At 43.5% G+C, this 23,329-nt stretch carries 18 protein-coding genes; all 18 read left to right on the top strand.

Annotated elements, in window-relative coordinates:
• Positions 1–4: 4 nt before the first annotated feature.
• Positions 5–1,222, top strand: a complete 1,218-nt coding sequence (locus NPE20_RS22310; protein ID WP_256540930.1) for a glycosyl hydrolase family 28-related protein — start codon at positions 5–7, stop codon at positions 1,220–1,222.
• Between the two features lie 51 nt (positions 1,223–1,273).
• Entirely contained in the window at positions 1,274–3,277 is a 2,004-nt protein-coding gene (locus NPE20_RS22305; protein WP_256540929.1) for a glycoside hydrolase family 32 protein, read from the top strand.
• A gap of 473 nt (positions 3,278–3,750) precedes the next feature.
• Positions 3,751–4,344 carry an RNA polymerase sigma factor gene (locus NPE20_RS22300; protein ID WP_256540928.1) on the top strand — a complete coding sequence of 198 codons (594 nt, stop codon included), beginning with the start codon at positions 3,751–3,753 and terminating at the stop codon, positions 4,342–4,344.
• A complete protein-coding gene (locus NPE20_RS22295; protein WP_256540927.1) occupies positions 4,341–4,796 on the top strand; it encodes a hypothetical protein in 456 nt (151 codons plus the stop codon). Before NPE20_RS22300 ends, NPE20_RS22295 begins: the two co-directional genes overlap by 4 nt.
• 45 nt (positions 4,797–4,841) lie before the next feature.
• Positions 4,842–5,273 (top strand): hypothetical protein, encoded by a 432-nt coding sequence (locus NPE20_RS22290; RefSeq protein ID WP_256540926.1) that lies wholly within the window; start codon positions 4,842–4,844, stop codon positions 5,271–5,273.
• 84 nt (positions 5,274–5,357) lie between these two features.
• Entirely contained in the window at positions 5,358–5,702 is a 345-nt protein-coding gene (locus tag NPE20_RS22285) for a hypothetical protein (RefSeq protein ID WP_256540925.1), read from the top strand.
• Positions 5,703–5,736: 34 nt separating this feature from the next.
• On the top strand, positions 5,737–8,187 hold the full coding sequence (locus NPE20_RS22280; RefSeq protein WP_256540924.1) for a TonB-dependent receptor: 2,451 nt from the start codon (positions 5,737–5,739) through the stop codon (positions 8,185–8,187).
• A gap of 206 nt (positions 8,188–8,393) precedes the next feature.
• Positions 8,394–8,945: a hypothetical protein gene (locus NPE20_RS22275; RefSeq protein ID WP_256540923.1), complete on the top strand. Its 552-nt coding sequence runs from the start codon at positions 8,394–8,396 to the stop codon at positions 8,943–8,945.
• A 145-nt stretch (positions 8,946–9,090) separates the two neighbouring features.
• Positions 9,091–9,651 carry a carboxymuconolactone decarboxylase family protein gene (locus tag NPE20_RS22270; protein WP_256540922.1) on the top strand — a complete coding sequence of 187 codons (561 nt, stop codon included), beginning with the start codon at positions 9,091–9,093 and terminating at the stop codon, positions 9,649–9,651.
• Between the two features lie 30 nt (positions 9,652–9,681).
• Positions 9,682–12,447, top strand: coding sequence for a TonB-dependent receptor (locus NPE20_RS22265; RefSeq protein WP_256540921.1), 2,766 nt, complete (start codon positions 9,682–9,684; stop codon positions 12,445–12,447).
• Between the two features lie 8 nt (positions 12,448–12,455).
• Positions 12,456–13,736 carry an MFS transporter gene (locus tag NPE20_RS22260; protein WP_256540920.1) on the top strand — a complete coding sequence of 427 codons (1,281 nt, stop codon included), beginning with the start codon at positions 12,456–12,458 and terminating at the stop codon, positions 13,734–13,736.
• Between the two features lie 10 nt (positions 13,737–13,746).
• Positions 13,747–14,289, top strand: coding sequence for a carboxymuconolactone decarboxylase family protein (locus NPE20_RS22255; RefSeq protein ID WP_256540919.1), 543 nt, complete (start codon positions 13,747–13,749; stop codon positions 14,287–14,289).
• A gap of 3 nt (positions 14,290–14,292) precedes the next feature.
• Positions 14,293–14,841, top strand: a complete 549-nt coding sequence (locus NPE20_RS22250; RefSeq protein ID WP_256540918.1) for a carboxymuconolactone decarboxylase family protein — start codon at positions 14,293–14,295, stop codon at positions 14,839–14,841.
• A gap of 28 nt (positions 14,842–14,869) precedes the next feature.
• The gene (locus NPE20_RS22245; protein WP_256540917.1) at positions 14,870–17,107 is read left to right on the top strand and encodes an FG-GAP-like repeat-containing protein; all 2,238 of its coding nucleotides are present in this window, start codon (positions 14,870–14,872) and stop codon (positions 17,105–17,107) included.
• Positions 17,108–17,148: 41 nt separating this feature from the next.
• Positions 17,149–17,526: a hypothetical protein gene (locus NPE20_RS22240; RefSeq protein ID WP_256540916.1), complete on the top strand. Its 378-nt coding sequence runs from the start codon at positions 17,149–17,151 to the stop codon at positions 17,524–17,526.
• Between the two features lie 165 nt (positions 17,527–17,691).
• Positions 17,692–18,909: a DUF3179 domain-containing (seleno)protein gene (locus NPE20_RS22235; RefSeq protein ID WP_256540915.1), complete on the top strand. Its 1,218-nt coding sequence runs from the start codon at positions 17,692–17,694 to the stop codon at positions 18,907–18,909.
• 533 nt (positions 18,910–19,442) lie between these two features.
• A complete protein-coding gene (locus NPE20_RS22230; protein ID WP_256540914.1) occupies positions 19,443–21,560 on the top strand; it encodes an alpha-L-arabinofuranosidase family protein in 2,118 nt (705 codons plus the stop codon).
• Between the two features lie 42 nt (positions 21,561–21,602).
• Positions 21,603–23,177 carry a glycoside hydrolase family 43 protein gene (locus tag NPE20_RS22225; protein ID WP_256540913.1) on the top strand — a complete coding sequence of 525 codons (1,575 nt, stop codon included), beginning with the start codon at positions 21,603–21,605 and terminating at the stop codon, positions 23,175–23,177.
• The last annotated feature ends 152 nt before the right edge of the window (positions 23,178–23,329 follow it).

The following is a 23,329-nucleotide window of genomic DNA, read 5'->3' as shown; positions in this document are numbered from 1 at the left end:
AAACATGAAAAAGATCCGTCTGTACTTGCTGATCCTTGCCGTTGTACTATCGGCCGTTAGCTGTAAAAAGATTATACAAGAAAAAATTTATGTTACGGAGGATAACGAATCCAACGGTACAACGCTTCCTGAATATGTAATTACCAACTATGGGGCAAAGGGAGACGGCAAAACCGATTGCTCCGCGGTAATTAATGACCTGATCAGTAAATTACCCGCCTCCGGGGGTACGATAGTAATTCCGGAAGGTGATTTTCTGCTGAACAGTCCCATTGTGGTGAGTCGCAGTTTTGTTACCATCAGAGGCCAGAATGCCGGTATTCGCAGTAATGTGGATGTGCCGCCATCAGGCGTGATCCCTCCTGGGGGAGGCAGTAAATTGCTGCTGGGAACAGCGTCATCCGCTATAAGCGTGCCGGCAATACCGGATGTTAATGGCCGTAAAAACCGAATATCAGGTTTGATCATTAAAAACCTGCTGATTTCCGGGGGATCAGCTACCAAAGGCACTGGTATTAATATCGTTCAGGATAATGACGGTGTCCGTATTGAAGATTTTATAGGCATCAACCTGGTTACCGGTATTTTTCTGAATGCAGCCGATGCGGCGATCATCCGGTACTGCTGGATCTCGGAATGCCGTAACAGCATTGACATGCCCAACGGTATTCAGAATATGATAAGTAACTGCCAGTTAGGCGCGCAGCCCGGAGGGATCACGGTGAAGCTGACGAATCAGGAGAACTTCATCTTTAGCAGCAATCATGTTTATCCGGATGGCGATGTTAACCTGCAGGTCAATAACTCCCGCTATGGAAACATCTCTTTGAATAACTTTCAGAGTTATTATGTCGGCGTCATTGAACTTAACAATAGCGATAACAACCTTTTGAACGGGAACCTGACATGGATGAGGCTTCCGGGTGAGCAAAGCAGGCAATTGCGGGGCAAGGACAAAAACTACGGCGTCGTTAGGATAGGCGGAAACTTTAATTCGGTCAGTAACAATACCATCAACTGCGACTGGTCGGCCGCCAATAGTGATGCGGTCACCGTGCGTGCAGAATCGGGGACGAATAACAGCTTCAACAATGTCAGGATCAGTGATACCAGGAGCCCGCGTGTTTTCCTTGTCAATGCAAATTGTGAAATAGTCAATTCTGTGCCTGCATCGAAGGTTTCGGTGGAAGGTGATCCGCTGACCGTGTATATCAAATATTAACCGATGCGCAGAAGATTTTGATGATCATAAACAATAAACCCAAATAAACCTATGAAGAAAGAATTCATTATCACACTTGGCGTCTGTCTGTTATCCCTGCCGGGATTCAATTCATTATGTCAGGATCGTCCGGTTAGCGCGGCTGATACCGCGAACCTTTTCCTCGAGCCCTACAGGCCGCAATACCATTTAACCGCAAAAGCGGGCGCATTATTTGACCCTACGGACCTCATCTATTACAAAGGCGCCTATCATGTTAACAATGGAATGGCCGTAAGTACGGATTTGGTTCACTGGCGCTTGGGAAAACGTGCACGTTTATCGACGGATAAAGAAACGCAGATGTCTGGTTCGGCAGTTTATGACAAGGATAATACGAGCGGCTTTGGCAAGGATGGAAAAGGGCCTTTGGTTGCGATCTACTCCGGCTTGCAAAGAAGTAACCGCACGCAATATCAGTGTATCGCCCACTCTAATGATGACGGCAAGAGCTGGCAAATATATGAAGGCAATCCTGTCATTGACTTTAATTCAACAGAATTCCGTGACCCCCAGGTATTCTGGCATAAAGAATCAAAAAAATGGGTGATGGCGGTTGCATTGGCTGCACAGCAAAAAATCAGTTTTTACGGCTCACCTGACCTGAAACATTGGGAACACCTGAGTGATTTCGGCCCTGTCGGCGCGGTGAAAGGGGTTTGGGAATGCCCCGATCTTTTTCCATTGTTTGTTGACGGAAATAGGAAGCAAAAAAAATGGGTACTCGCCGTATCCGTTCAACCCCTGGCCGGGCAGTATTTTGTCGGTGAGTTCGACGGCAGAACATTCCGTCTGGATGATAATTTTGAACAAGATTTGGTAAAATTAAAAAGCGGGGAGGTGAAAAACACCGGGCAGGTACTGTTTGATTTTGAAAACGGTTATGCGGGCTGGAAGATAGAAGGGGATGCTTTTTCGGACAGGCCGGAAACGGGACCGGTAAATTTGCAGGGCCCGGTCATTGGTTTTGAAGGAAAGAAGTTTGTTAACAGCTTTCATAATAGCGATAAAGGGGCAGGTACCCTTATCTCTCCAGAGTTTACGATTACCAAAAAGTATATGAATTTTCTATTAGGCGGAGGAGCATATCCCCAGGACCTGCACATGGACCTGTTGGTTGACGGGAAAGCAGTGCGTACCATGAGTGGCTTAAATACGGAGGTATTATACTGGAAAACGTGGGATGTGTCCGAGTTTGCCGGTAAAAAAGCGACCGTTCAAATAGTTGATAAAGGAGATGGCGATTTTCGGCATATCCTGGTTGATCAGATCATGCTTGCAGATCAGCCTGCTGATGCCGCCTGGGAGAAGGCCCGGTGGATCGATTACGGACCGGACTTTTATGCCGTACGTTCATGGATTGATACGCCCGAAGATACCTTAACTAGAACCTGGGTGGCCTGGATAGGAAGCTGGTTATATGCACGTGAGATCCCGACGACCCCGTGGAAAGGCGGTCATACTTTTCCGCGCACAGTTTCCCTAAGCTCATTTCCAGAGGGTGTTAAATTGGTACAGCAGCCGGTCGAAGCAATAAAAGAACTGCGCACAACGCATTTTCAGCTGACGAATAAAAAGGTTTCGGGTGTATTGCCCTTGCCCAAAGCAACTGCGTTTAATAATACTTACGAACTGATAGCCGAGATCGACCTGGGTACAGCGACAGAGGCCGGGTTTACGATAGCCGGTAACGGTGATGAAAAAACAGTGCTCTCCTATGACGTAAAAAGCGGCCGACTGACGGTTGACCGTTCAAACTCCGGAAACGTTTCCTTCAGTCCTGCATTCCCGGGCAGTTATTCGGCAGATTTAAATATGGAAAACAAAAAACTAAAGCTGCATCTCCTGCTCGACAGGTCGGTGGTAGAGCTGTTCGGCAACAGGGGAGAGGTGGCTATTACCTGTCAGATATTTCCCTCTGTACAAAGCAAAGCCCTCTCATTTTATGCAAAAAACGGTAAGGCTGTTTTAACCAAATTGGATGTCTGGCAATTGAAATCGATCTGGACAAAATAAGGAAGGCTCAGCACGGGTAAGTTCAGTGTAATGGCCCGGTGTTGAACATTCTGCATAAAATATAAAAATATGAAGTCGCTGACGCCCCCTGATAACGCCTGTTGCAGGGCCGGTATAGCGCAGACTTCCTCCCTAGTAATTGGTAAGGTAATAGCTTCTGCCCATCAGAAGCATTACCTATTTTTAATAGGTCCTGAAGTATCGTCTACAGCTTTAAATCAAATTGCCGATTGATTACGCAGTATCTGTTGTCAAGTCAGCATCATCAGTAAAAATTTAAAGATTTTCAGCCAGTCCCTTTTTCCATTCTGCCAACGTGGGCAAGCCCGGCTTAAATAGGTCCAGTCTGGGATGAAAACTCTTTTACAGTTCCTGCCTAATAATAGTTTCATAGACATTTGGCGTGTAATTATCGCTGCTATGTGTTTTAAAATAATTTGCAACATAAAGTACGTTAGCCGGTCTAATCAACAGTGAGTAACCAAAAGGATGAAAAATTGAGCGACCAACGTTTGGTAACAGCGGTATTAAACGGTGATCGATATACTTTTGGTTTGATCATTAAAAAGACGGAGGGACTGGTTGCGCAAATGACCTTTAAAATGATAAGCAACCCCGGCGACCGAAAAGACATTGCCCAGGATGTTTACCTGAAGGCTTTCAAAAATCTTAGTGGCTTTAAGTTTCAATCCAAATTATCTACCTGGATCGGTCAGATCGCTTATAATACCTGCCTCCATTATCTGGAGAAAAAGAAGCTGGTGCTCATAGACAATTTTGGGGAAGACGGCGAAATTTCCGAAAACAGCTTTAACAACGATGTGAGGAATGACACTGAAGAAAAGCTGTTTAGCAAAGAACTGGCCGAGATGCTTCATACGGAGATAGAACAGCTTAAGCCACTTTACAAAACACTTATTTCCTTATATCACCAGGAGGAACTAAGCTACGCAGAGATCGCTGAGATTACTTCTCTACCGGAAGGCACAGTTAAAAATTATATTTTCAGGGCAAGAAAAACACTAAAGGAAAACATCTTATTAAAACATAAAAGGAACGAGTTATGATAACAGCACATCTTACCGATGCGGAGATACAGCTTTATGTAGCTGAACCGGAAGTGACCAGCGAACAACTGAAAATACATATCCACGACTGCGTAAACTGCCAAACGAGGGCTGCCAACTACCGGTTGCTTTTTAATGGTATTCAAGACCAGGCAAAACCACAGTTTGATTTTGACCTATCAAATCTTGTCCTGAAACAATTACCGGAGCCAAAGCGTGCATTCCCATGGACTGCAATATTAATATCAGTATTCTCTGTATCACTAATTGCCTTTTTAACGATGTTCTTCTGGTCATACATGGAGGCGGTTATTACGGGTGCATCAATGGTGCTAATGGTAACGGCAATTACCGCAGCAGTCATTATCTTAATTTTTCAGGCTGTTGAAATGGTTAAAACCCATCAAAAGCAGCTACACACACTTTTAAATGTAAAAAAATTGCAACTATAAGTTGGGTAACCGGTCTCATCAGGTATAAAAGCAAATCAAAAAACAATGAAAAAGATATTTATAACCCTTCTATTACTCCCGGGTGCTTTGGTTGCACACGCGGAGAGTAATACCAGCTTAATGAGCGACAGAGCTACTTTCGAGGAGTTTGTTCGCAATATCGTTATCCTGCTGATGATCTTTATGGTTACCAGTTTCATCCTTACGATGATCAGGCTCTTCCTGGATAATGGTCTTAAGAAGAAGATGGTAGAGATGGGCACTCCGGAAACCGTAGTTTCACAGTTGATGGCAACAGGTAAAAATGAGGTCAGGAATAGCCTCAAATGGTTTTGCGCACTTTGCGGTATTGCTGCCGGGCTTGGCATAATCGGCTGTTATCATCTCTCAGATATCTATGCACTCATGGTCATTGCATTTTGTTTATCAATAAGCTTCCTTGGTCATTTCCTCCTGGCCAGTCGACTGGATAAATAATAACACTCGTTCTGTTCAAAAAATAAAAACTCTGAAGGGTATGGGAATGCTATGCCTGCTTTGGAAACATTAACAAATCAAAAAATGAAGAAATTTATCCCGACAATTATAACCGCCCTGTTATTGATATGCTTTTGTTTTGCATTTTTTCTTCAAAATAAACGCAAGGGCGAAACGCTTCTTTCCATCAAAGACGCAAAATCCGGTTATACGTTTAAGGCTTCCTTTTACTCGGGATCGACGCCTGAAGTAACCAGGTATATGGATAGTTGCACCGCCATACTCAGAAAAGAAAATGCAAACTTCCATATAAAAATCTCAGAAGGAGATTTAACTATTACGGCAGATAAGCGATCTAACTCTGCTATCGCGACAGCTCATATTAAAAAGATGTGCCGGGGCATCAGTGATATTCTTATTCAATATTAATTCAATCCAATCCTCTATTAATTAAAACACTTTTATGAAATTATTAATCATGGCATTCTTGGCCATAGGGCTTTGCTTTGCCCCAGATTTTCTATTTGCCCAAACAATCAGCGGCAAAATATCAGGGAAAGTTGCAGATGAAAATGGCCGACCTGTTGAAGGTGCCGCGATATCCCTCATGCGGTTGAGCGATTCAATACCTGTAAAGTATGAACTTACACTTGCAGGCGGGAGTTTTAACATTGGTATAAGCAGTACCGGCTCCTTTTATTTAAAAGTTGCTTCCGTTGGCAAAATGCCTTTTCAAAGCGGCCAAATTGCAGTTGATGCCCAGCACCTGCTAATCAGTTTAAACCCGATCATCATGCAAACATCTGTCAAAAGTCTGCAAGAAGTAGTGATCACATCCAAAAAGGCATTCCTCGAGCAAAAGATCGATCGCACGGTCGTCAATGTAGATGCACTGATCAGCAATGCAGGTACGACTGCGCTGGAGGTGCTGGAGAAGTCGCCTGGAGTAAATATCGACCAGGCCGGACAGATTAGTTTTCATGGGAAATCCGGCGTAGCGATCTATATAGATGATAAACCTACTTATCTTTCAGGTAGCGATCTGGAAAACTATTTGCGCTCGATGCCCTCATCAACCTTATCGCAGATCGAACTGATGACCAATCCGCCTGCCAAATACGATGCAGCCGGAACCGCCGGTATCATCAATATCAAAACAAAGAAAACGAAAGTAAAAGGGTTTAACCTGGGGATGAGCTTTGGTTTGCGTCAAAGCCGGTACACAGCGACGAATAACAGCATGGATTTTAACTATCGGAAAGACAAGATAAATGTGTTTGGCACCTTTGCTTACACATTCAGCAATGGCTTTAACGATATAGACATTAACCGCAGCTACTTTTATAACGCGGGGCAGCCATCGGGCGCGCTTACCCAGAATTCTTACATCCGCACCAAAAGCAGCGGATACAATGCGAAACTGGGTATGGACTTGTATTCATCTGAAAATACCACCATTGGCGTGCTGTTCAACGGCATCATTCGTTTGCCGGATCAATTCAATAACAGCAAAGGTCAGTTATTTAATGTTGCCGGCCAGCCGGATTCATCCATTATATCAAAAAACAAGGAGCAGGGTAAGTTCAAAAATAGCAGTGTTAATCTAAATTACAAGCATACCTTTAAAAAAGATGGACCTGAGCTTACCGCCAATCTGGATTACCTGGCTTTTGCGACGGATAATAATCAAACTTTTTTAAACCAAAGCCAAGCAACAACCGGTTCTGTATCTGTGGATCAGCTTAATGGCAACCTTCCTGCCGATATTCATATCTATTCGGCCAAGGCGGACTACAGTCAGCCATTGGCCGGTGGCTGGAAACTGGAATCCGGTGTAAAAAGCAGCTATACCAATACTAATAATCAAGCTAATTATTTCAACATAGTAAACGGAAGTGCAATTACGGACAATGACAAGACCAACCACTTTTTATACAAGGAAGCCATCAACGCTGGTTATGTCAATTTAAATAAGGATTTTAAAAGATTAAGCATACAGGCCGGTCTCCGCATAGAAAATACAGATTCCCGTGGACACCAGTTGGGCAACACACAAAAGCCCGACTCTGCTTTTAACCGGAATTATACAGGATTGTTCCCAACTCTTTATCTTCTGTATAAATTGGATACACTGGGTGATCACCAGGTAAAAATGACCTACGGACGCCGGATTGAGCGGCCTTACTATCAGGACTTAAATCCCTTTATTTCTCCGCTGGATAAATATACCTTCTATATCGGTAACCCTTACCTGCTGCCCTCTTATTCGGGGAACGTTGAGTTAGGTTATATTTATAAAGATAGGATTTCAGTAACCATAACCTATACTGACATCCGCGATAGGTCGACAGAAACTATAGAAATCCGTAACGGCTATTATTATAGCCGCCCGGGAAATATTGGTAGCACAAAATTGTATGCTTTGAATGCAGATGCAAGTTTCGATCCGGCCAGCTGGTTCAGCCTGGAGTTAAGCGGGGACTTATGGCAGCTTCGACAGTCAAGCGATTTTTATACAGGTACCTTAAAAAGCCACAGCACCAGTTTCTCGGGGCAGGCAATGCTGCAGTTCAAGCTCAATAAAGGATGGACTTTGCAAACCGACGGTAAGTATCAAAGCAAACAGACCGATGCCCAGTTTACGTTGGCTGCTAAAGGCCGCCTGAATATAGCGGTCTCTAAGACGCTGTCTCCACGCGCTACGCTTAAACTCAGTGTCAATGATATTTTAAATACGAACATTAACCAGGGTGCCATCAACAATCTGTATCAAACGAATGCCAGCTTTCGAACACTGAAAGATTCACGTGCCGTATTGCTTACCTTGAGCATGCGCTTCGGAAAAGCAGTAAAGGATCAGCGTAAGCATAATCAAACAGGTGCAGGCGAGGAAAGCGACCGGGTGAAAAACTAAGTTGTCAATCCGGTTCAAAAAATACACTTATGATATTATTAAGATACTTTCCGACCGCTTTTAAATTATTGTAGGCGGTTGCAATTTAATATAGAATCTAATAAAGTTGAGGTCGATAACTATTTTAGATTAACAAATATTAATTTGGTTTTGGATGTTAAACTATTATTCTTTAGGTTTATACATCCAATTATAATACCCCTAACTTGAAAAAAGTTTGTGCAATAGCTATGCTTGCTGTGCTCATGTTTAACATGGGTGGGTATATGTTATTGTTTCAATATTTCATCAACGAGTCTGACCAGTTTGCAAACGAACAGATAGGCAAGGGGTATTATAAGCCCGAAGAACTGGTAGAGATCAAAATCCCTGTGCGCATGCCTTATGTGCAGGAACAACGCCAGTACGAGAACATTTCCGGCCAGATTCAGCTAAAGGGTAATTGCTACAACTACGTTGCCCTAAAAATGACCCGCGATACCATGTATGTGAAGTGTATACCTAACTATACCAAAACCAAACTGGTTAACGATAACGTTATCACCGCTAAAGAAATAAGTGATAGTCCGCTGGCTAAAAAAAACCATACCCCACCCGTTAAGAAAACCGGGATAGATAACGAATACAATTACACAATTGCTTTATTTGACCTTGCAGTACCCGCCAGGGCATTGCATACATCATTTATATACAAAGCATCTATGATGCCTAATATTTACCTTTCTGCTTTAGGCCAACCGCCCGATCTTACTGCATAACATTTAATCATAATTCACGGAGGATGTAATTGGGCATGGGCTTAAGCCCGCGCTTTAATTTATTTCTGCAATTTCCGGCTCCATGTTTGGCCGGCAACTGCTTATATCCTATCCTTCTATCCGTTTTATTTATTGAATATTTTTTATGCCTTACATAGCACTTGAAGATCATTTGCCGGGCATTACCGGCCTGTTAGAATACAGCAAAGGTACTGCACAACCTATCCGCGATCTGACACAATTTTTATTGCGCGGCCCTTCCACGCTTACCGAAGCCGAGCGCGAACTTATTGCCACCGTTGTATCGTATGGTAACGAATGCACATTTTGCACAACCGCCCATACTGCAGCCGCCGATCTGTTATCAGGCGAAAGCCAAACGGCCGAGAAGGTAAAACAGAATATCGATACCGCCCCTGTTAGCAAAAAAATGAAAGCATTATTAACTATTGCTTCGCTTACCAGGCAAAGCGGTAAAAGTGTAACAAGCGATATCGTTCAGAAAGCGAAAGATGCCGGCGCAACCGATATCGAGATACATGATACCGTATTAATTGCCGCGCTGTTTTGCCTATACAACAGGTATGTTGATGGCTTGGGCACCGCTTTACCTGCCGATCCGGCTTACTACAACGTTTTGGCCGATAGGCTTGTTAACCATGGCTACACCCGCTTACCGCAGGGCTATAACCATTTAAAGAAATAAAAATCCCCTAACAATCAAACTCAACTCACAGTGAAAAAACTTATACTAATCATCCTATTGCTGGCATCCGTGCATGTATTTGCGCAGGATGTTAGAATATCTGGCACGGTAAAAGATGCCGACGGTAACCCGGTTAGCAATGCCAACGTTAACGTTAAAAATAAAAATGTGGGTACAACCACAAACTCAAGCGGATTGTTCACATTACACGCTAAAAACCTGCGACTGCCTTTTACTATCGTGATATCGGGCATAGGTTACGAGCAGCAGGAAGTACAAATTACTTCCGCGTCGCAAACCGTTAATGCGTCGTTGCCGGTAAAAACCACCATGCTAAACGAAGTGGTTACATCGGCAACCCGTGTAAGTCAAAGCAGTCTGCAATCGCCGGTGAGTGTCGAAAAAATGGGCCAAAGGGCAATAAAGGAAAACCCCTCGTTCACATTTTACGATGGCTTGCAAAGCCTTAAAGGCATGGAGGCCGTTACCAGCAGTTTAACCTACAAACAGGTAAATACCCGCGGCTTTAACAGCACAGGTAATTCCCGCTTTTTACAACTGGTTGATGGCGTAGATAACCAAACCCCGGGATTGAACTTTTCCGTTGGTAACCTTTTTGGTGCTTCAGATCTGGACATCGAGTCGGCCGAGGTTATACCCGGTGCCGCGTCGGCGCTTTATGGCCCGGTTGCTTTTAACGGGTTGTTATCTATCAAAACAAAAGATCCCTTTAAATACCAGGGCTTAGCCGTTCAGCTAAAAACAGGTATAAACCACGTTGGCGAAACAGGCAGCAGCGCTAAAAGCTTGAGTGATTTTGCCCTGCGTTACGCCAAATCCTTTAACAACCGTTTTGCCTTTAAACTGAATGCATCATACTTAACAGGTACAGACTGGTACGCTAATGATTATACCGATATAAGTGCGTCGACCCCGGTTGGCCAGCGTGGTCCCAATAACCCGGGCCGCGATGCGCTAAACATTTACGGCGATGAGGTTTCAAAACCATTACCCGGCATTGGCCTGGTATCGCGTACCGGCTACGAAGAAAAAGACCTGATGAACTACGATGTTTACAGTCTGAAATTAAACGGCGCTTTACATTACAAGATAAATAATGATATTGAGGCTATTTACCAATACAATTACGGCCGCGGTACTGCCAGCTATACCGGCAGCAGCAGGTTCGATCTGAATAATTTTGTACTGCAAACGCACCGCTTAGAGTTAAAAGGCAGCAACTTTTTTGTCCGCAGTTATGTGGTTGGCGAAAACTCGCACGACTCTTACAACACCCGTTCGCTGGCACAATTTATTAACCGCGATTGGGTACAGGATTTGAACGGAAATGTTGTTTCACCGGCTGATGCCGATGCAACCTGGTTTAACCGTTATTCGGCAGCATTTAATGGTACTGTTAACGGTGTTACACCCAACAGTGCTACAGCTGCCCGCACATTTGCAGATCAGGGCAGATTTTTGCCGGGCACAGCAGCGTTCGATAAGGCTAAAGATGCATCTATCCATAATTATGGTTTAAGTGGCGCAGGTGTATTCAGCAACAGTAAATTTTACCATACCGATGGCCAGTACGATTTTACAAAAGCCATAAAGGTGTTTGAGTTGCTGGCTGGTGGTAGTTTCCGTAAATATTCCATGTTTACCAACGGCAGCTTGTTTGATGATAAAACCAGCAAGATAAAAATTAATGAGTACGGCACCTTTTTACAGGCTGGTAAAAAACTACTTGATGATAACCTTAAACTAACCGCCTCTATCCGTTACGATAAAAACGAAAATTTTAAAGGCAGTTTTACCCCACGTTTCTCGGCAGTATATACAGTAGCTCAAACTCACAACTTTAGGGCATCGTACCAAACAGGTTTCCGTAACCCAACCCCTGTTGATCAGTTTATTCACCTGAATGTTGGGCCAATTACCATACTGGGTGGAGCCCCTAAAAATAGCGCTGATCTAAATGTGTATCAAAACTCATTTACATCAGCATCAGCTAATGCATTTCAGGCAGCTGTTGGAACTGCCATTGCCGGCGGTACACCGCCACCTACGGCAATCGCACAAAATAAAGACATCCTTATAAAATCAAATGTGCCTTACATTAAGCCTGAGCAGCAAAAAGCGTTTGAGTTAGGTTATAAAAGCCTGATAAATGATAAGCTTTTGGTTGATGTAAACTACTATTACAGCAGCTATACCAATTTTATATTAAATACAGTTGTGTTAAATCCTCAAAGCCCTGTGTTAGGGGCTGATGGTAAAGTGAACCCTGCAGCAGCCGGTGATCTTGGTGCAGGTAATTTCCATTTGTACCAATTATACACCAACGCTACTGATAAAGTATCTGCACAGGGTGCAAGTATGGGCTTAACTTATTTGTTAAGCAGAGGTTACATAGCAGGCGCCAACGGAACACTATCTGTGTTTAATTTGGGTACGGCAAACATTAACAACATTGCCCAGTACAACACTCCAAAATGGAGCACCAACGCAACTTTTGGCAATCCCAACGTATCTAAAGGCTTTGGTTTTAATGTAGCATGGCACTGGCAAAGCGCTTTTGACTGGTATGGTACCTTCAACGGTGTAAGGCCTGGTCGTATCAATGCCTACTCTATGGTTGATGCGCAGATCAACAAGAAACTGCCGCGTGCCAATACCACTATTAAATTGGGTGGCAGCAACATATTTAACAAATACATTTCACAAGCATACGGCTCACCGGCCGTGGGCGCTATTTATTACGTAGCCCTTGTGTTTGATAGTCCATTAAAATAACATATACCATGAGCACAATAACAGTTGACAACCAGATGGTATCAATACAAAAAACAAGCACTACCTACCTTACATTGCTATTTATATTATGCTTTGTTAGCAGCGTATTTGGCGGGGCAGTTTCAACGCTTATGTCGGTTTATCTCCCTGTAGTAGTAAAAGAACTACAGGGGGATATTGCACCCGACCAGGTTAACTATGTAAGCGGATATATCAATGCCCTGTTTATATTTGGCTGGGCCATTGGCGGGTTTAGCTGGGGTCTTATAAGTGATAAAATTGGGCGTAAAAAGGCGCTGCTTTACTCAATTGCCTGCTATGGCATATTTACCGTTTTAACGGGTGTAATGCCGCAGTGGCCTGGTATAATGCTATGCCGTTTTATGAGCGGCTTTGGTGTTGGCGGCGAGCTGGTAATAGCATTTACTCTTATCAGCGAGGTTTGGCCTGCAAAAAGTAAAGCGGTTGTTACCGGTATCCTTTCTATTGCCTTCCCTGTCGGGATCTTTTCGGCAGGGGCTATCAACTACATCGTTTCATCATGGCGCGAGGGTTTTTTTGTGGGCATTGTGCCTATAGCAATGGCTATAACAGGCATGTTCATTGTCAAAGAATCAGGGATATGGATCAATCATCGCCAAAACAAAACGGCCGACAGATCTAATGCATTATTCTCACCGCACACCCGCCGCGAGGTTATTGTAGGCTCCTTAATGTTTGGCACCATGCTGATAGGCCTTTGGGCAATATTCTCGTGGATGCCTACCTGGATCCAAAGCCTCATAGCTACCGATGCGCCAAAACAACGTGGTTTAAGTATGATGTTTTTGGGTATGGGTGGGTTAACAGGCGGCTTCTTTTCGGGCTGGTTGGTAAACCTGATGGGCTTAAGAAAATCCATGCTTTTATGCTTTGCGGTTTGCACGGTAATGTCTTTTGTGCTGTTTAAAACCAACGGTACATTTTCTCCTGTAATTTATGCTGAAATAGCCATCATGGCTTTGTTTTTTGGGGCGAGCCAGGGCGTGTTATCAGCCTATATCCCGCAATTATTCCACACAAGCATCAGGGCAACGGCAACAGGCTTTTGTTTCAATGTAGGTCGTTTATTTACCGCGACAGCAGTGCTGTTTATAGGTGTGCTGGTATCAACATTAGGTGGTTATGGCAATGCCATATTCATTTTTTCGCTGGTGTTTGTAGTAGGGTTGATAGTGGTTTTGGTTACAGGCGATAAAAAAGGAAAAGCTGCGGTAAGTGAAGTTAATATTTTATCAGATAATAATTAAAAACTAAGATATGGCACATATAAATGTTCCCGAAGGCGTACCCGGTATCCGGTCGCTGGTCATGTTCAGGCCCGAAACAGGTAAGTATCTTTATGAGCTTGCCGAGGTTTTATTGCGTGGCGAATCCCCTTTATCGCAAGCCGACCGGGAGCTGATAGCGGCTTATGTATCATTGCGTAACGATTGCATGTTTTGCATGAGCAGCCATGCTGCTGCTGCGCGCTGCCTTTATGGTGAAGACGATACTACGGTTGATGATGTTTTAAAAGACATGAACCAAGCCAGCATCAGCCCCAAAATGAAAGCCTTGTTAAACATTGCCGGCAAGGTGCAAATATTAGGTAAAGAGGTAAAAACTGAAGATATTGAAGCTGCCCGTGCCGAAGGTGCAACAGATAAGGAGTTACACGACACGGTATTGATAGCGGCATCATTCAGCATGTTTAACCGCTATGTAGACGGGCTGGCCAGTTTAACCCCAACAGATCCGGAAGCTTACAAAGAAATGGGGAAACGTATGGTGCAGGGTTATGCTTTACCTAAAACACAATAAAATATGGCACATATTGAATTAAATAACGACCTGCCCGGCATACGCGGCCTAATGGCCTACCGGCCAGAAACAGAAAAGGCGCTAAATGCATTAGCCGATGTGCTTTTGCGCGATGATAATAACACACTTACCCGTGGCGAGCGCGAGTTAATAGGTACTTACGTATCCTATTTAAACGATTGCTTTTTTTGCCAGAATGTACACGGCGCTTTAGCCGGCCACTATTTAAGCTGCGATATCGACCAGATAGATGCCATAAAAAATGATTTCTACACGGCCGATCTATCGCCAAAAATGAAGGGCCTGCTGGCTATTGCAGCAAGCGTACAAAAGGGCGGTAAAAATGTAACAACCGGGCAAATAGAAGCAGCCCGGAACGCAGGTGCAACGGATACCGAGATACATGATGCCGTGTTAATAGCCGCAGCCTTTTGCATGTTTAACCGCTATGTGGATGGACTAAACACATGGGCACCGCAAGACAGACAGTTTTATGTTAATCGCGCACCGCAGCGCGCGCAGGAAGGCTATCAGTCGAGCGTGTATAAATAAATTATCTACCTATGAAAACAATACTACCATGAAATTAAAAATCATCATCCTTACGCTTGTGGTGTTTGCAGCGCTTGGGTTTACGCTGGCAATAAACAGGCAATCATCTTCTCATAAAGATATGATTGCCATACTGAAAGCGATCAACCAAAAAAATACCAATATGCAAAACCCGTTTAATGCCGAACCTAAAATTGCATACCTGGATTCGTTTGTAAAAGCAAATCCTTCGTCGCAGGATCGGGATCTGCTCTCTATAAAAGGTTCATTGCTGTTAGAGGTCGGTAAAGAACAGGAAGCTGTAAAGCAATTCGAGAAGATCATGAATGAGATAGACTTTATGACCACCGACGAGGTGTTGGATAAGGCGGCCATTGCTTACATGCGTTTAGGCGAACGCAGCAACTGTATGCTAAATCACACCAGCTCGTCATGTATATTCCCCATAAAGGATGACGGGGTGCATATGATCAAAACCGGCTCGAGCAAAGCTATTGAAGCATATAAAACGCTTTTAAAGATAAACCCGGATGACCTGGAATCGCGATGGCTGATCAACATCGCTTATATGACGCTGGGGCAATACCCCCAAAATGTACCCGCTGAGGTTTTACTCCCCGGGCTTAATGAAACGAATGTGACGGACGTTAAGCCTTTTAAAGATGTAGCCAAAAGTTTGGGGCTTAATGTTAACGGCAGGGCAGGCGGCGTTGTTGTTGATGATTTTAATAATGACGGATACCTGGATATTATAACCTCGGCATGGGACCTGAGCGACCCGATGCATTTTTTTGAGAATAACAGGAACGGCACGTTTAGTGATGTTACCGGACGAAGCAACTTAACGGGCATTAAGGGTGGATTAAATATCCAGCAAACAGATTATAACAACGATGGCAATATAGATCTGTTTGTGCTGCGCGGTGCATGGCTTGATAAAGGTTTTGGCGATCAGCCAAGCTCTTTGCTGCGCAATAACGGCGATGGAACTTTCAGGGATGTTACCAAAGAAAGTGGCCTGCTGTATTTTCATCCGACACAGGCAGCCACCTGGGCCGATTTTAATAATGATGGCTGGCTGGATGTTTTTATAGGTACAGAAAGCTCTAATGGCAATATAAATACCTCCCCATCATACTGCATGCTGTACCTCAACAACCACAATGGTACATTTACCGATGTTGCAAAGGCTGCACATTGTGATATAAGCGCCTTTGTAAAAGGTATTACATCAGCCGATTATGATAACGATGGCTGGATGGATGTATTTATATCTACCATGAATGGCAAAAAGTACCTGCTAAAAAATAAAGGTAAAAAAGGGACGGCTATTGATTTTGAAGATGTGACTGAGCTGGCGGGTATAGCTACAAATACCGAACGCACCTTCACTACATGGTTTTATGATTATAACAATGACGGCTGGCAGGATATAGTTGTATGCGATTATAAATTTGAGCATGCCCTGTCATACTACACCGCTGCAGAAGCTTTAGGAAAACCCGTACCCGACGCGGGCAATGTATTTTTATATAGAAATGATCATAACGGGAAATTTACCAACGTAACCAGAGAGGCCGGCCTTGATAAAGTGGTTTACAGCATGGGGGGCAATTTTGGCGATATTGATAATGATGGCTATCTGGATATGTATTTTGGTACAGGTAACCCCGATTTTAAATCATTGGTGCCTAATAAATTCTTTAAAAATATAGAAGGCAAAAGGTTTGAGGATATTACCACGGCATCGCGTATGGGTAACCTGCAAAAGGGGCATGGGGTTGCTTTTGCCGACCTGAGGAATAATGGCAGGCAAGATATATTTATTGAAATGGGTGGTGCGTATATCGGCGACTCATACACCAGCTCGTTGTATTTAAACCCCAACAATAACAACAACAATTGGATAAGCCTGAAGCTGGAGGGTGTAAAAGCAAATAAAGCGGCAATTGGCAGCCATATAAAATTAACATTTACAGAGAACGGCGTAAAAAGATCTGTTTATAAGGATGTTAATTCGGGCGGGAGCTTTGGGTCATCGCCATTAAAACAGGAAATGGGTATTGGCAAAGCCACCGTTATTGACGAAATTGAGATAAAATGGGCCGGTAGCAATGCCGTACAGCGTTTTAGAAATGTATTGCCTAATCGGTTCCTGCAAATAACAGAGGGTAATAACAACTATAAAGTAAACAAATTAGCTAAATTAACTTTCATAGATAAGCAAGATCCGCTTTGTATACCTATGGCTGCAAATCTTAAATAAAATCAGTACATTTAAATATCTAACAATCAAACAACTAAAGCATGAAAAAACTAATGATGTTATGCGGCCTTATCATAGGCTTTGCAGCAGCGGTAAGTGCCCAAACAGCTACCGTTAAATCTTCAGAAAAAGCAAAAGAATTGCAAAAACAATTAAAACTCACCGATAAACAAACAGAAAAAATATCGGCCATCTATCAGGAATCAACACAAAAATTTGAAAAGATAAAAAAAGATGAACACGGCGATAATGCAAAAATGATGGTTGCCATAAAGCCATTGCGTACCGAAACCATCAAAAAAATAAAAGCGGAGTTAACCCCCGTGCAAAAAGCTAAATATGATAAGCTTTTAACAAATAAAGCTAAACCGGGCGGTCTTGCCTGGGGCGAAGGCTGGAGCTCACCCGCGTCAGAATAAGTAATCAATTTTAGGTAGTAACACAGCCCGGTTAACGGCATGTTACTACTTAATTATAATCCTTAATTTACAGCAATACCAATTTTGCCGTAAATTTTAACTATTGTAACCTGTATTATGATCTCAATGCAAAATGAACCTGTACCTGGGGTAAAAAGTCTATACGTGAAAAATACTTTGAGTAAAAGCCTTGCGGTGTCGTATCTTTTTTGGGGAGGTGTTATCTTATTATTATTACCCGGTTTGGTTCATGCTTACCTACTGATGCCTTTCCCCGGAAGCCAGAACTTAAACGCCATTACCGTATCTTATTATCTTGAAAAAGTAGTAACACCTTTACGCATTGTAGGGGCGCTGTTAATTGTTTGGTATGCGATTTTTTATTTCAACAACAACTCCCGCCGAGGTAAGATAGTAAAAGCCTCTTTGTTAGGGCTCGGATTTATCAGCCTTTATTTTACCGATTTTAAATTCCAGGCCGAGAGGATGTTTGAAGAGCCACAAACCATTAAATTCGCCAATTTTATAAACAACAGCGTACCCGAAAGTACGGTGATCATAGGTGTAGTAAGCAATGGGGTAGCAAAGGCTTATCCGTTAAATTATTTGGGCTATCATCATAAAATACAGGATAATGTGGGCACCCAACCAGTATTGGTTACTTATTGCACCATGTGCCGCAGCGGCAGGGTATATAATCCGGTTGTTAACGGCATAAGGCAAAACTTCAGGTTGGTGGGGGCAAGGCACTATAATGCTGTAATTGAAGATGAAACAACAAAAACGTGGTGGTACCAGGCTAATGGCAAAGCGGCTGTTGGCCAATTAAAAGGGAGCCAGTTGGATGAGATTCCTTATGAACAATCTACTTTGGCTGCGTGGATAAATAAGCATCCCGGCTCGCTTATATTACAGCCCGATCATCATTACCTGAGCGACTATAACGATCTTAAAAATTACGACAAGATCCAGGCCGTAGATAAAGACAGCACACTGAAGAACAAAGACTCCCTGATGCGCAAAAGCTGGGTAGTTGGCCTTGTTATAAACGGGCAGGCAAAAGCTTACGATTGGAGGCGCTTGTTTAAAAAACGCTTCGTAAACGACAGCTTTAACCAAACAAACCTATTGCTTACTTTAGAGAAGGATAGCCTTACTTATCACAGCTTTAACACTAACGTAAACGGGAAGGTATTGCATTTTAACCTGGATAAATCTGGTCAGCTAACCGATGTGGAGACCGCCTCACTATGGGATTGGGATGGCCTTTCAATATCAGGAGTGCTTAAAGGTAGCAGGTTAGTTAAAATACAGTCGTATCAGGAGTACTGGCATTCCTGGAAACATTTTCATCCAAATACTTTGATCTGGAAAGAGCTTTGATAAGGCAGAAAGTTAACCTGCGTCGCTAACAAACACCAAATATGTAGATTGTGGATAGGATGGTTAAACTCTCAATGATTTTGGCGTGATAACGTTGTGTTTTCGAATATTTATAATGATCGCTAAGTTCCTTTTTAAGTCGTTCCAATCGCTTAATCGATCCTATAAAAAGAAGGTTCGAGATTTACCCAACCTCCGTTTCATCAAACATCTTCAATTCGCTTAAAACGTACATTTGTTCGATGAATCGGTTCGAATTCTGCCCAGCCTGGGGAGCCATAATGGGCAAGCACGAAAAATCGGTTGCTTGTCCGTCTTTTTTACATTGTAACATACTGTTAGTCTGATAGAATAAGTTGGAACAAAAAGTCAACCTTAGCGGTTCGATGTTGTAGCTTTTCAAACGAGCATGGTATTTTAAACATTTGTACCCTATTAGTTAACATTTGTACCCGTTGATTTAATTCTAACTTCTATAATTTTACCCCTCAAAATAAGTGTAAAAAAAACAATTAATAATATAAACTTTCACGATGAGAAAATTATTAGCCATTTCAAGTTTGTGCCTGTATCTTTTTACTGCAACAAGCCTGAAAGCGCAAAACCCTAAGCTTACGCTTGATTTAACTAGACCCGGCGCAAACGTAAGTCCGCAACTGTATGGGTTGATGACCGAAGAGATCAACCATTCGTACGATGGAGGTTTATACGCCGAACTGATCAGGAACAGGATATTTAAGGACAACCCAAATACGCCCGAAGCATGGAGCGTGATCAGGGAAGGTGGCGCGAAAGCCACAATTCAATTAGTTGCCGCAAACCCCAACCATGTACCGGCAGATGAGCGGCGCCATGCAATTAATGGCGCGTTAAGCACTTGTTTAAGATTATTAGTTGATACCAGCGGTGTTAGGGCTGGTATTGCCAATGAAGGTTATTGGGGCATACCTGTTTTACCGAATACAACTTATAAGGCCTCTTTTTATATTAAGGGTGCGGAAAGCAAGCCAATGCCCCCTGAGCAGTGGGCCCCCGCGCCTACAACTCCTGTTCCGGTAATTGCTGATAACACTGCCGGGCCTATAACCGTAAGTATAGAAAGCAATGACGGTAAAACGGTATACGCTTCGGGGACTGTTAATTTAGTAAAAAGCGCCTTTTGGAAAAAATATGAACTTAAATTAACAACAAGCGCTAATGTTAAACCAACATCTAACGCCCGTTTTGTTATTTCAACAAACCGTACCGGGGTTTATTATTTTAACCTCGTCTCTTTATTCCCGCCAACTTATCATAACCGCCCAAATGGGAACCGGATAGATATAATGAAGTTATTGGCTGATATGAAACCCCGTTTTTTACGCTTTCCCGGCGGGAATTTCCTTGAAGGCCCAAAATTGACCGATGCATTTCCGTGGAAGACTACTTTGGGACCGCTTGAGGGGCGCCCCGGCCATACCGGCTCATGGGGTTACCGTCCCACTGACGGGATGGGCTTACTTGAATTTTTAGAGTGGTGCGAAGACCTTAAAATGGAACCGCTGCTTGCCGTTCATGCCGGCTATTCACTTGACGGCGACCATGTAGACGCAGGCCCGCTTTTAAAGCCATTTGTAGATGATGCGCTGGATGAAATTGAATATGTTATGGGCGATGTACATACGTACTGGGGTGCTAAGCGTGCGGCAGATGGACACCCGGCGCCTTTTAAACTTAGCTATGTGGAGATTGGTAACGAAGACGGATTTGACGCGTCTGGCAGTTACGACGGACGTTTTGCCCAATTTTATGATGGCATTAAAGCCAAATACCCTAACCTTCACTGTATTGCAACTATTGGCGGTAAGGATTGGCTTGGGACAAGGGGTAAATTAACAATCCGCAAGCCCGAAATTGTAGATGAACATTATTACCGCAATGCTTGGGAAATGGAAGAAGATGCGGCACATTATGATAACTACGACCGCAAAGGATATAAAGTGTTTGTAGGTGAGTGGGCAACGCGTGAAGGCGAACCCACCACCAATTTGAATGCTGCCCTGGGCGATGCTGCATGGATGACGGGCATGGAACGAAATTCAGACGTGGTCATCTTATCGTGTTACGCGCCATTATTTGTAAATGTAAATAAAGCCACGGCAACTGCGCCAAAGGCCTGGCAATGGGACTCGGACCTGATAGGTTACGATGCTTTAAAAAGCTTTGGTTCACCATCGTATTATGTGCAAAAGATGTTTAACAGCTATATTGGTAATAAGGTGGTTCCTATGACAGGCACCAATATCCCTACCCAAACCAGGCCTGCTACCAAGCAGGACAGCGCGGCGAACAAAATGCCCCAACCTATACCAGCCATGTTTTATGTAGCTACCCGGGACACCAAAACCGGAAAACTATTTCTTAAAGTAGTAAACGCAACAGGAAAGCCGCAGCAGGTTGATATTGATTTAAAGGGGGCTGGAAAGCTTTCTCCCGAAGGTACTATCGTGGTAATAAAGGGCGATAAACCCGAAGACACGAATACGATCAGCGATCCGGTAAAAATAGTTCCGGTTACCTCTAAAATAAAGGTGGCCAGCGCTAAATTTACAAGGACTTTCGACCCATATTCAGTAAGCGTGCTTCAAATAAGTACGTTACTAAATAATTAAAACCGGTTAAGAATACCAGTACAAAAAAAACCAAATGTGAATATGAGAAATGCGATTTACAGGTTATGGATGACGGCCTTAATTATCACGCTTATAGCGCCGTGTTTATACGCACAAAAAGCCACTAATCCCATTATTTATGCAGATGTACCGGACATATCAATAGTACGTGCAGGCAATAGCTATTACATGAGCAGCACAACAATGCACATGAGTCCCGGTGTGCCAATTATGAAGTCGAACGACCTGGTGACCTGGAAGACGGTGGGTTATGCATATGATACTTTAGCTAATGTTGACGCAACGAATCTCATAAATGGCAAAAACATGTATGGGGAGGGTTCGTGGGCAAGTTCCATTCGTTTCCATAATGGCACCTATTATGTAAGCACATTTGCGTCAACCACAGGCAAAACTCACATCTATTCTACAAAGGATATCGAAAAAGGCCCATGGAAAGCGGCGTCGTTTACCCCCGTACTGGGCGATAACTCCTTGTTTTTTGATGATGACGGAAAGGTTTATATGATTAGCGGGGGCGGGAAGTTGAGGTTGGTTGAACTGAAAGACGACCTTTCGGGCATAAAACCGGGCGGAAGGGATGAAACCATTATTGAAAATGCAAGTTTGCCATCAGGCGCTACCGGTCTTCCCGCCGAAGGCTCCCAACTTTTTAAGATCCGCGGCAAATATTACCTTTTCAATATTACATGGCCAAAGGGCGGCATACGCACCGTTATAATACACCGGGCAGATAAAATCACCGGCCCGTATGAAGGACGAATTGGCCTGCAGGATCTGGGCGTAGCACAAGGTGGATTGGTTGAAGCGCCAAACGGGGCCTGGTATTCTTATTTGTTCCGTGATTATGGCTCGGTGGGTCGTATTCCCTATTTGGTCCCTGTAAAGTGGGAGGATGGATGGCCTGTTTTGGGCACCAACGGCAAAGTGCCCGATACACTCGACCTGCCGGCCGGTAAAGGTTTGATCCCGGGCATTGTCGCTTCAGACGATTTTACCCGTAAAAAAGGTGAACGTGCATTACCACTGGTTTGGCAATGGAACCATAACCCGGATAATAGTTTGTGGTCTGTTACAGCGCGGAAAGGGCATTTACGACTCACCACCGGCAGGATTGATACCAATTTCCTGACGGCACGAAATTCATTGACACAACGCACTATCGGCCCGGTATGCTCCGGGACAGTTTCGCTCGACATTTCTAATATGAAAGATGGTGATTTTGCGGGTTTGGGCCTTCTACAACAAAATTACGGGTTGGCTGGCGTAAAAATAACCGGGGATAGCAAAGCTATCCTAATGATCAATGCAAGCACCGGAAAACCTGTAGAAGCACAAAAAATCCCCTTAAACCAAAAGGTAGTATACTTTAAGGCGGAATGCAATTTTACGAACAGAAAAGACGTGGCAAATTTTTTTTATAGCCTTGACGGGAAAACGTGGATACCATTGGGCACACAATTAAAAATGGCCTATACCTTCCCGCACTTCATGGGCTATCGTTTTGCTTTATTTAATTATGCTACAAAAAATATAGGTGGGGCGGCTGACTTTGACTTTTTTCATATAACAGGTTCCATCTCCCCGGGAAAATAAAGCTTATTAAATTAACGAACGCAAAAATTAGAAATTAGAAAATATATCTTACTGTTATTATGCTTAGCAAGAATTTTTAATTCTATTTGCGCGGCTCATTCATTTGGTGATACCGATGAACCGGGTAGGGCCGGAATAAGGTATCAGCGGCA

Origin of the sequence: Mucilaginibacter aquariorum, from assembly GCF_024498135.1 — a bacterium.
Taxonomy (GTDB): domain Bacteria; phylum Bacteroidota; class Bacteroidia; order Sphingobacteriales; family Sphingobacteriaceae; genus Mucilaginibacter; species Mucilaginibacter aquariorum.
Note: the sequence above shows the minus strand (reverse complement) of the source record. Positions and strands in the feature narration are given on the sequence as shown.

Excerpts from the sequence above, each read along its gene's own strand:
- NPE20_RS22310 (WP_256540930.1), top strand. The coding sequence starts at position 5 with ATGAAAAAGATCCGTCTGTACTTGCTGATCCTTGCCGTTGTACTATCG.
- NPE20_RS22305 (WP_256540929.1), top strand. The coding sequence starts at position 1,274 with ATGAAGAAAGAATTCATTATCACACTTGGCGTCTGTCTGTTATCCCTG.
- NPE20_RS22295 (WP_256540927.1), top strand. The coding sequence starts at position 4,341 with ATGATAACAGCACATCTTACCGATGCGGAGATACAGCTTTATGTAGCT.
- NPE20_RS22290 (WP_256540926.1), top strand. The coding sequence starts at position 4,842 with ATGAAAAAGATATTTATAACCCTTCTATTACTCCCGGGTGCTTTGGTT.
- NPE20_RS22285 (WP_256540925.1), top strand. The coding sequence starts at position 5,358 with ATGAAGAAATTTATCCCGACAATTATAACCGCCCTGTTATTGATATGC.
- NPE20_RS22280 (WP_256540924.1), top strand. The coding sequence starts at position 5,737 with ATGAAATTATTAATCATGGCATTCTTGGCCATAGGGCTTTGCTTTGCC.
- NPE20_RS22270 (WP_256540922.1), top strand. The coding sequence starts at position 9,091 with ATGCCTTACATAGCACTTGAAGATCATTTGCCGGGCATTACCGGCCTG.
- NPE20_RS22260 (WP_256540920.1), top strand. The coding sequence starts at position 12,456 with ATGAGCACAATAACAGTTGACAACCAGATGGTATCAATACAAAAAACA.
- NPE20_RS22255 (WP_256540919.1), top strand. The coding sequence starts at position 13,747 with ATGGCACATATAAATGTTCCCGAAGGCGTACCCGGTATCCGGTCGCTG.
- NPE20_RS22250 (WP_256540918.1), top strand. The coding sequence starts at position 14,293 with ATGGCACATATTGAATTAAATAACGACCTGCCCGGCATACGCGGCCTA.
- NPE20_RS22245 (WP_256540917.1), top strand. The coding sequence starts at position 14,870 with ATGAAATTAAAAATCATCATCCTTACGCTTGTGGTGTTTGCAGCGCTT.
- NPE20_RS22240 (WP_256540916.1), top strand. The coding sequence starts at position 17,149 with ATGAAAAAACTAATGATGTTATGCGGCCTTATCATAGGCTTTGCAGCA.
- NPE20_RS22230 (WP_256540914.1), top strand. The coding sequence starts at position 19,443 with ATGAGAAAATTATTAGCCATTTCAAGTTTGTGCCTGTATCTTTTTACT.
- NPE20_RS22225 (WP_256540913.1), top strand. The coding sequence starts at position 21,603 with ATGAGAAATGCGATTTACAGGTTATGGATGACGGCCTTAATTATCACG.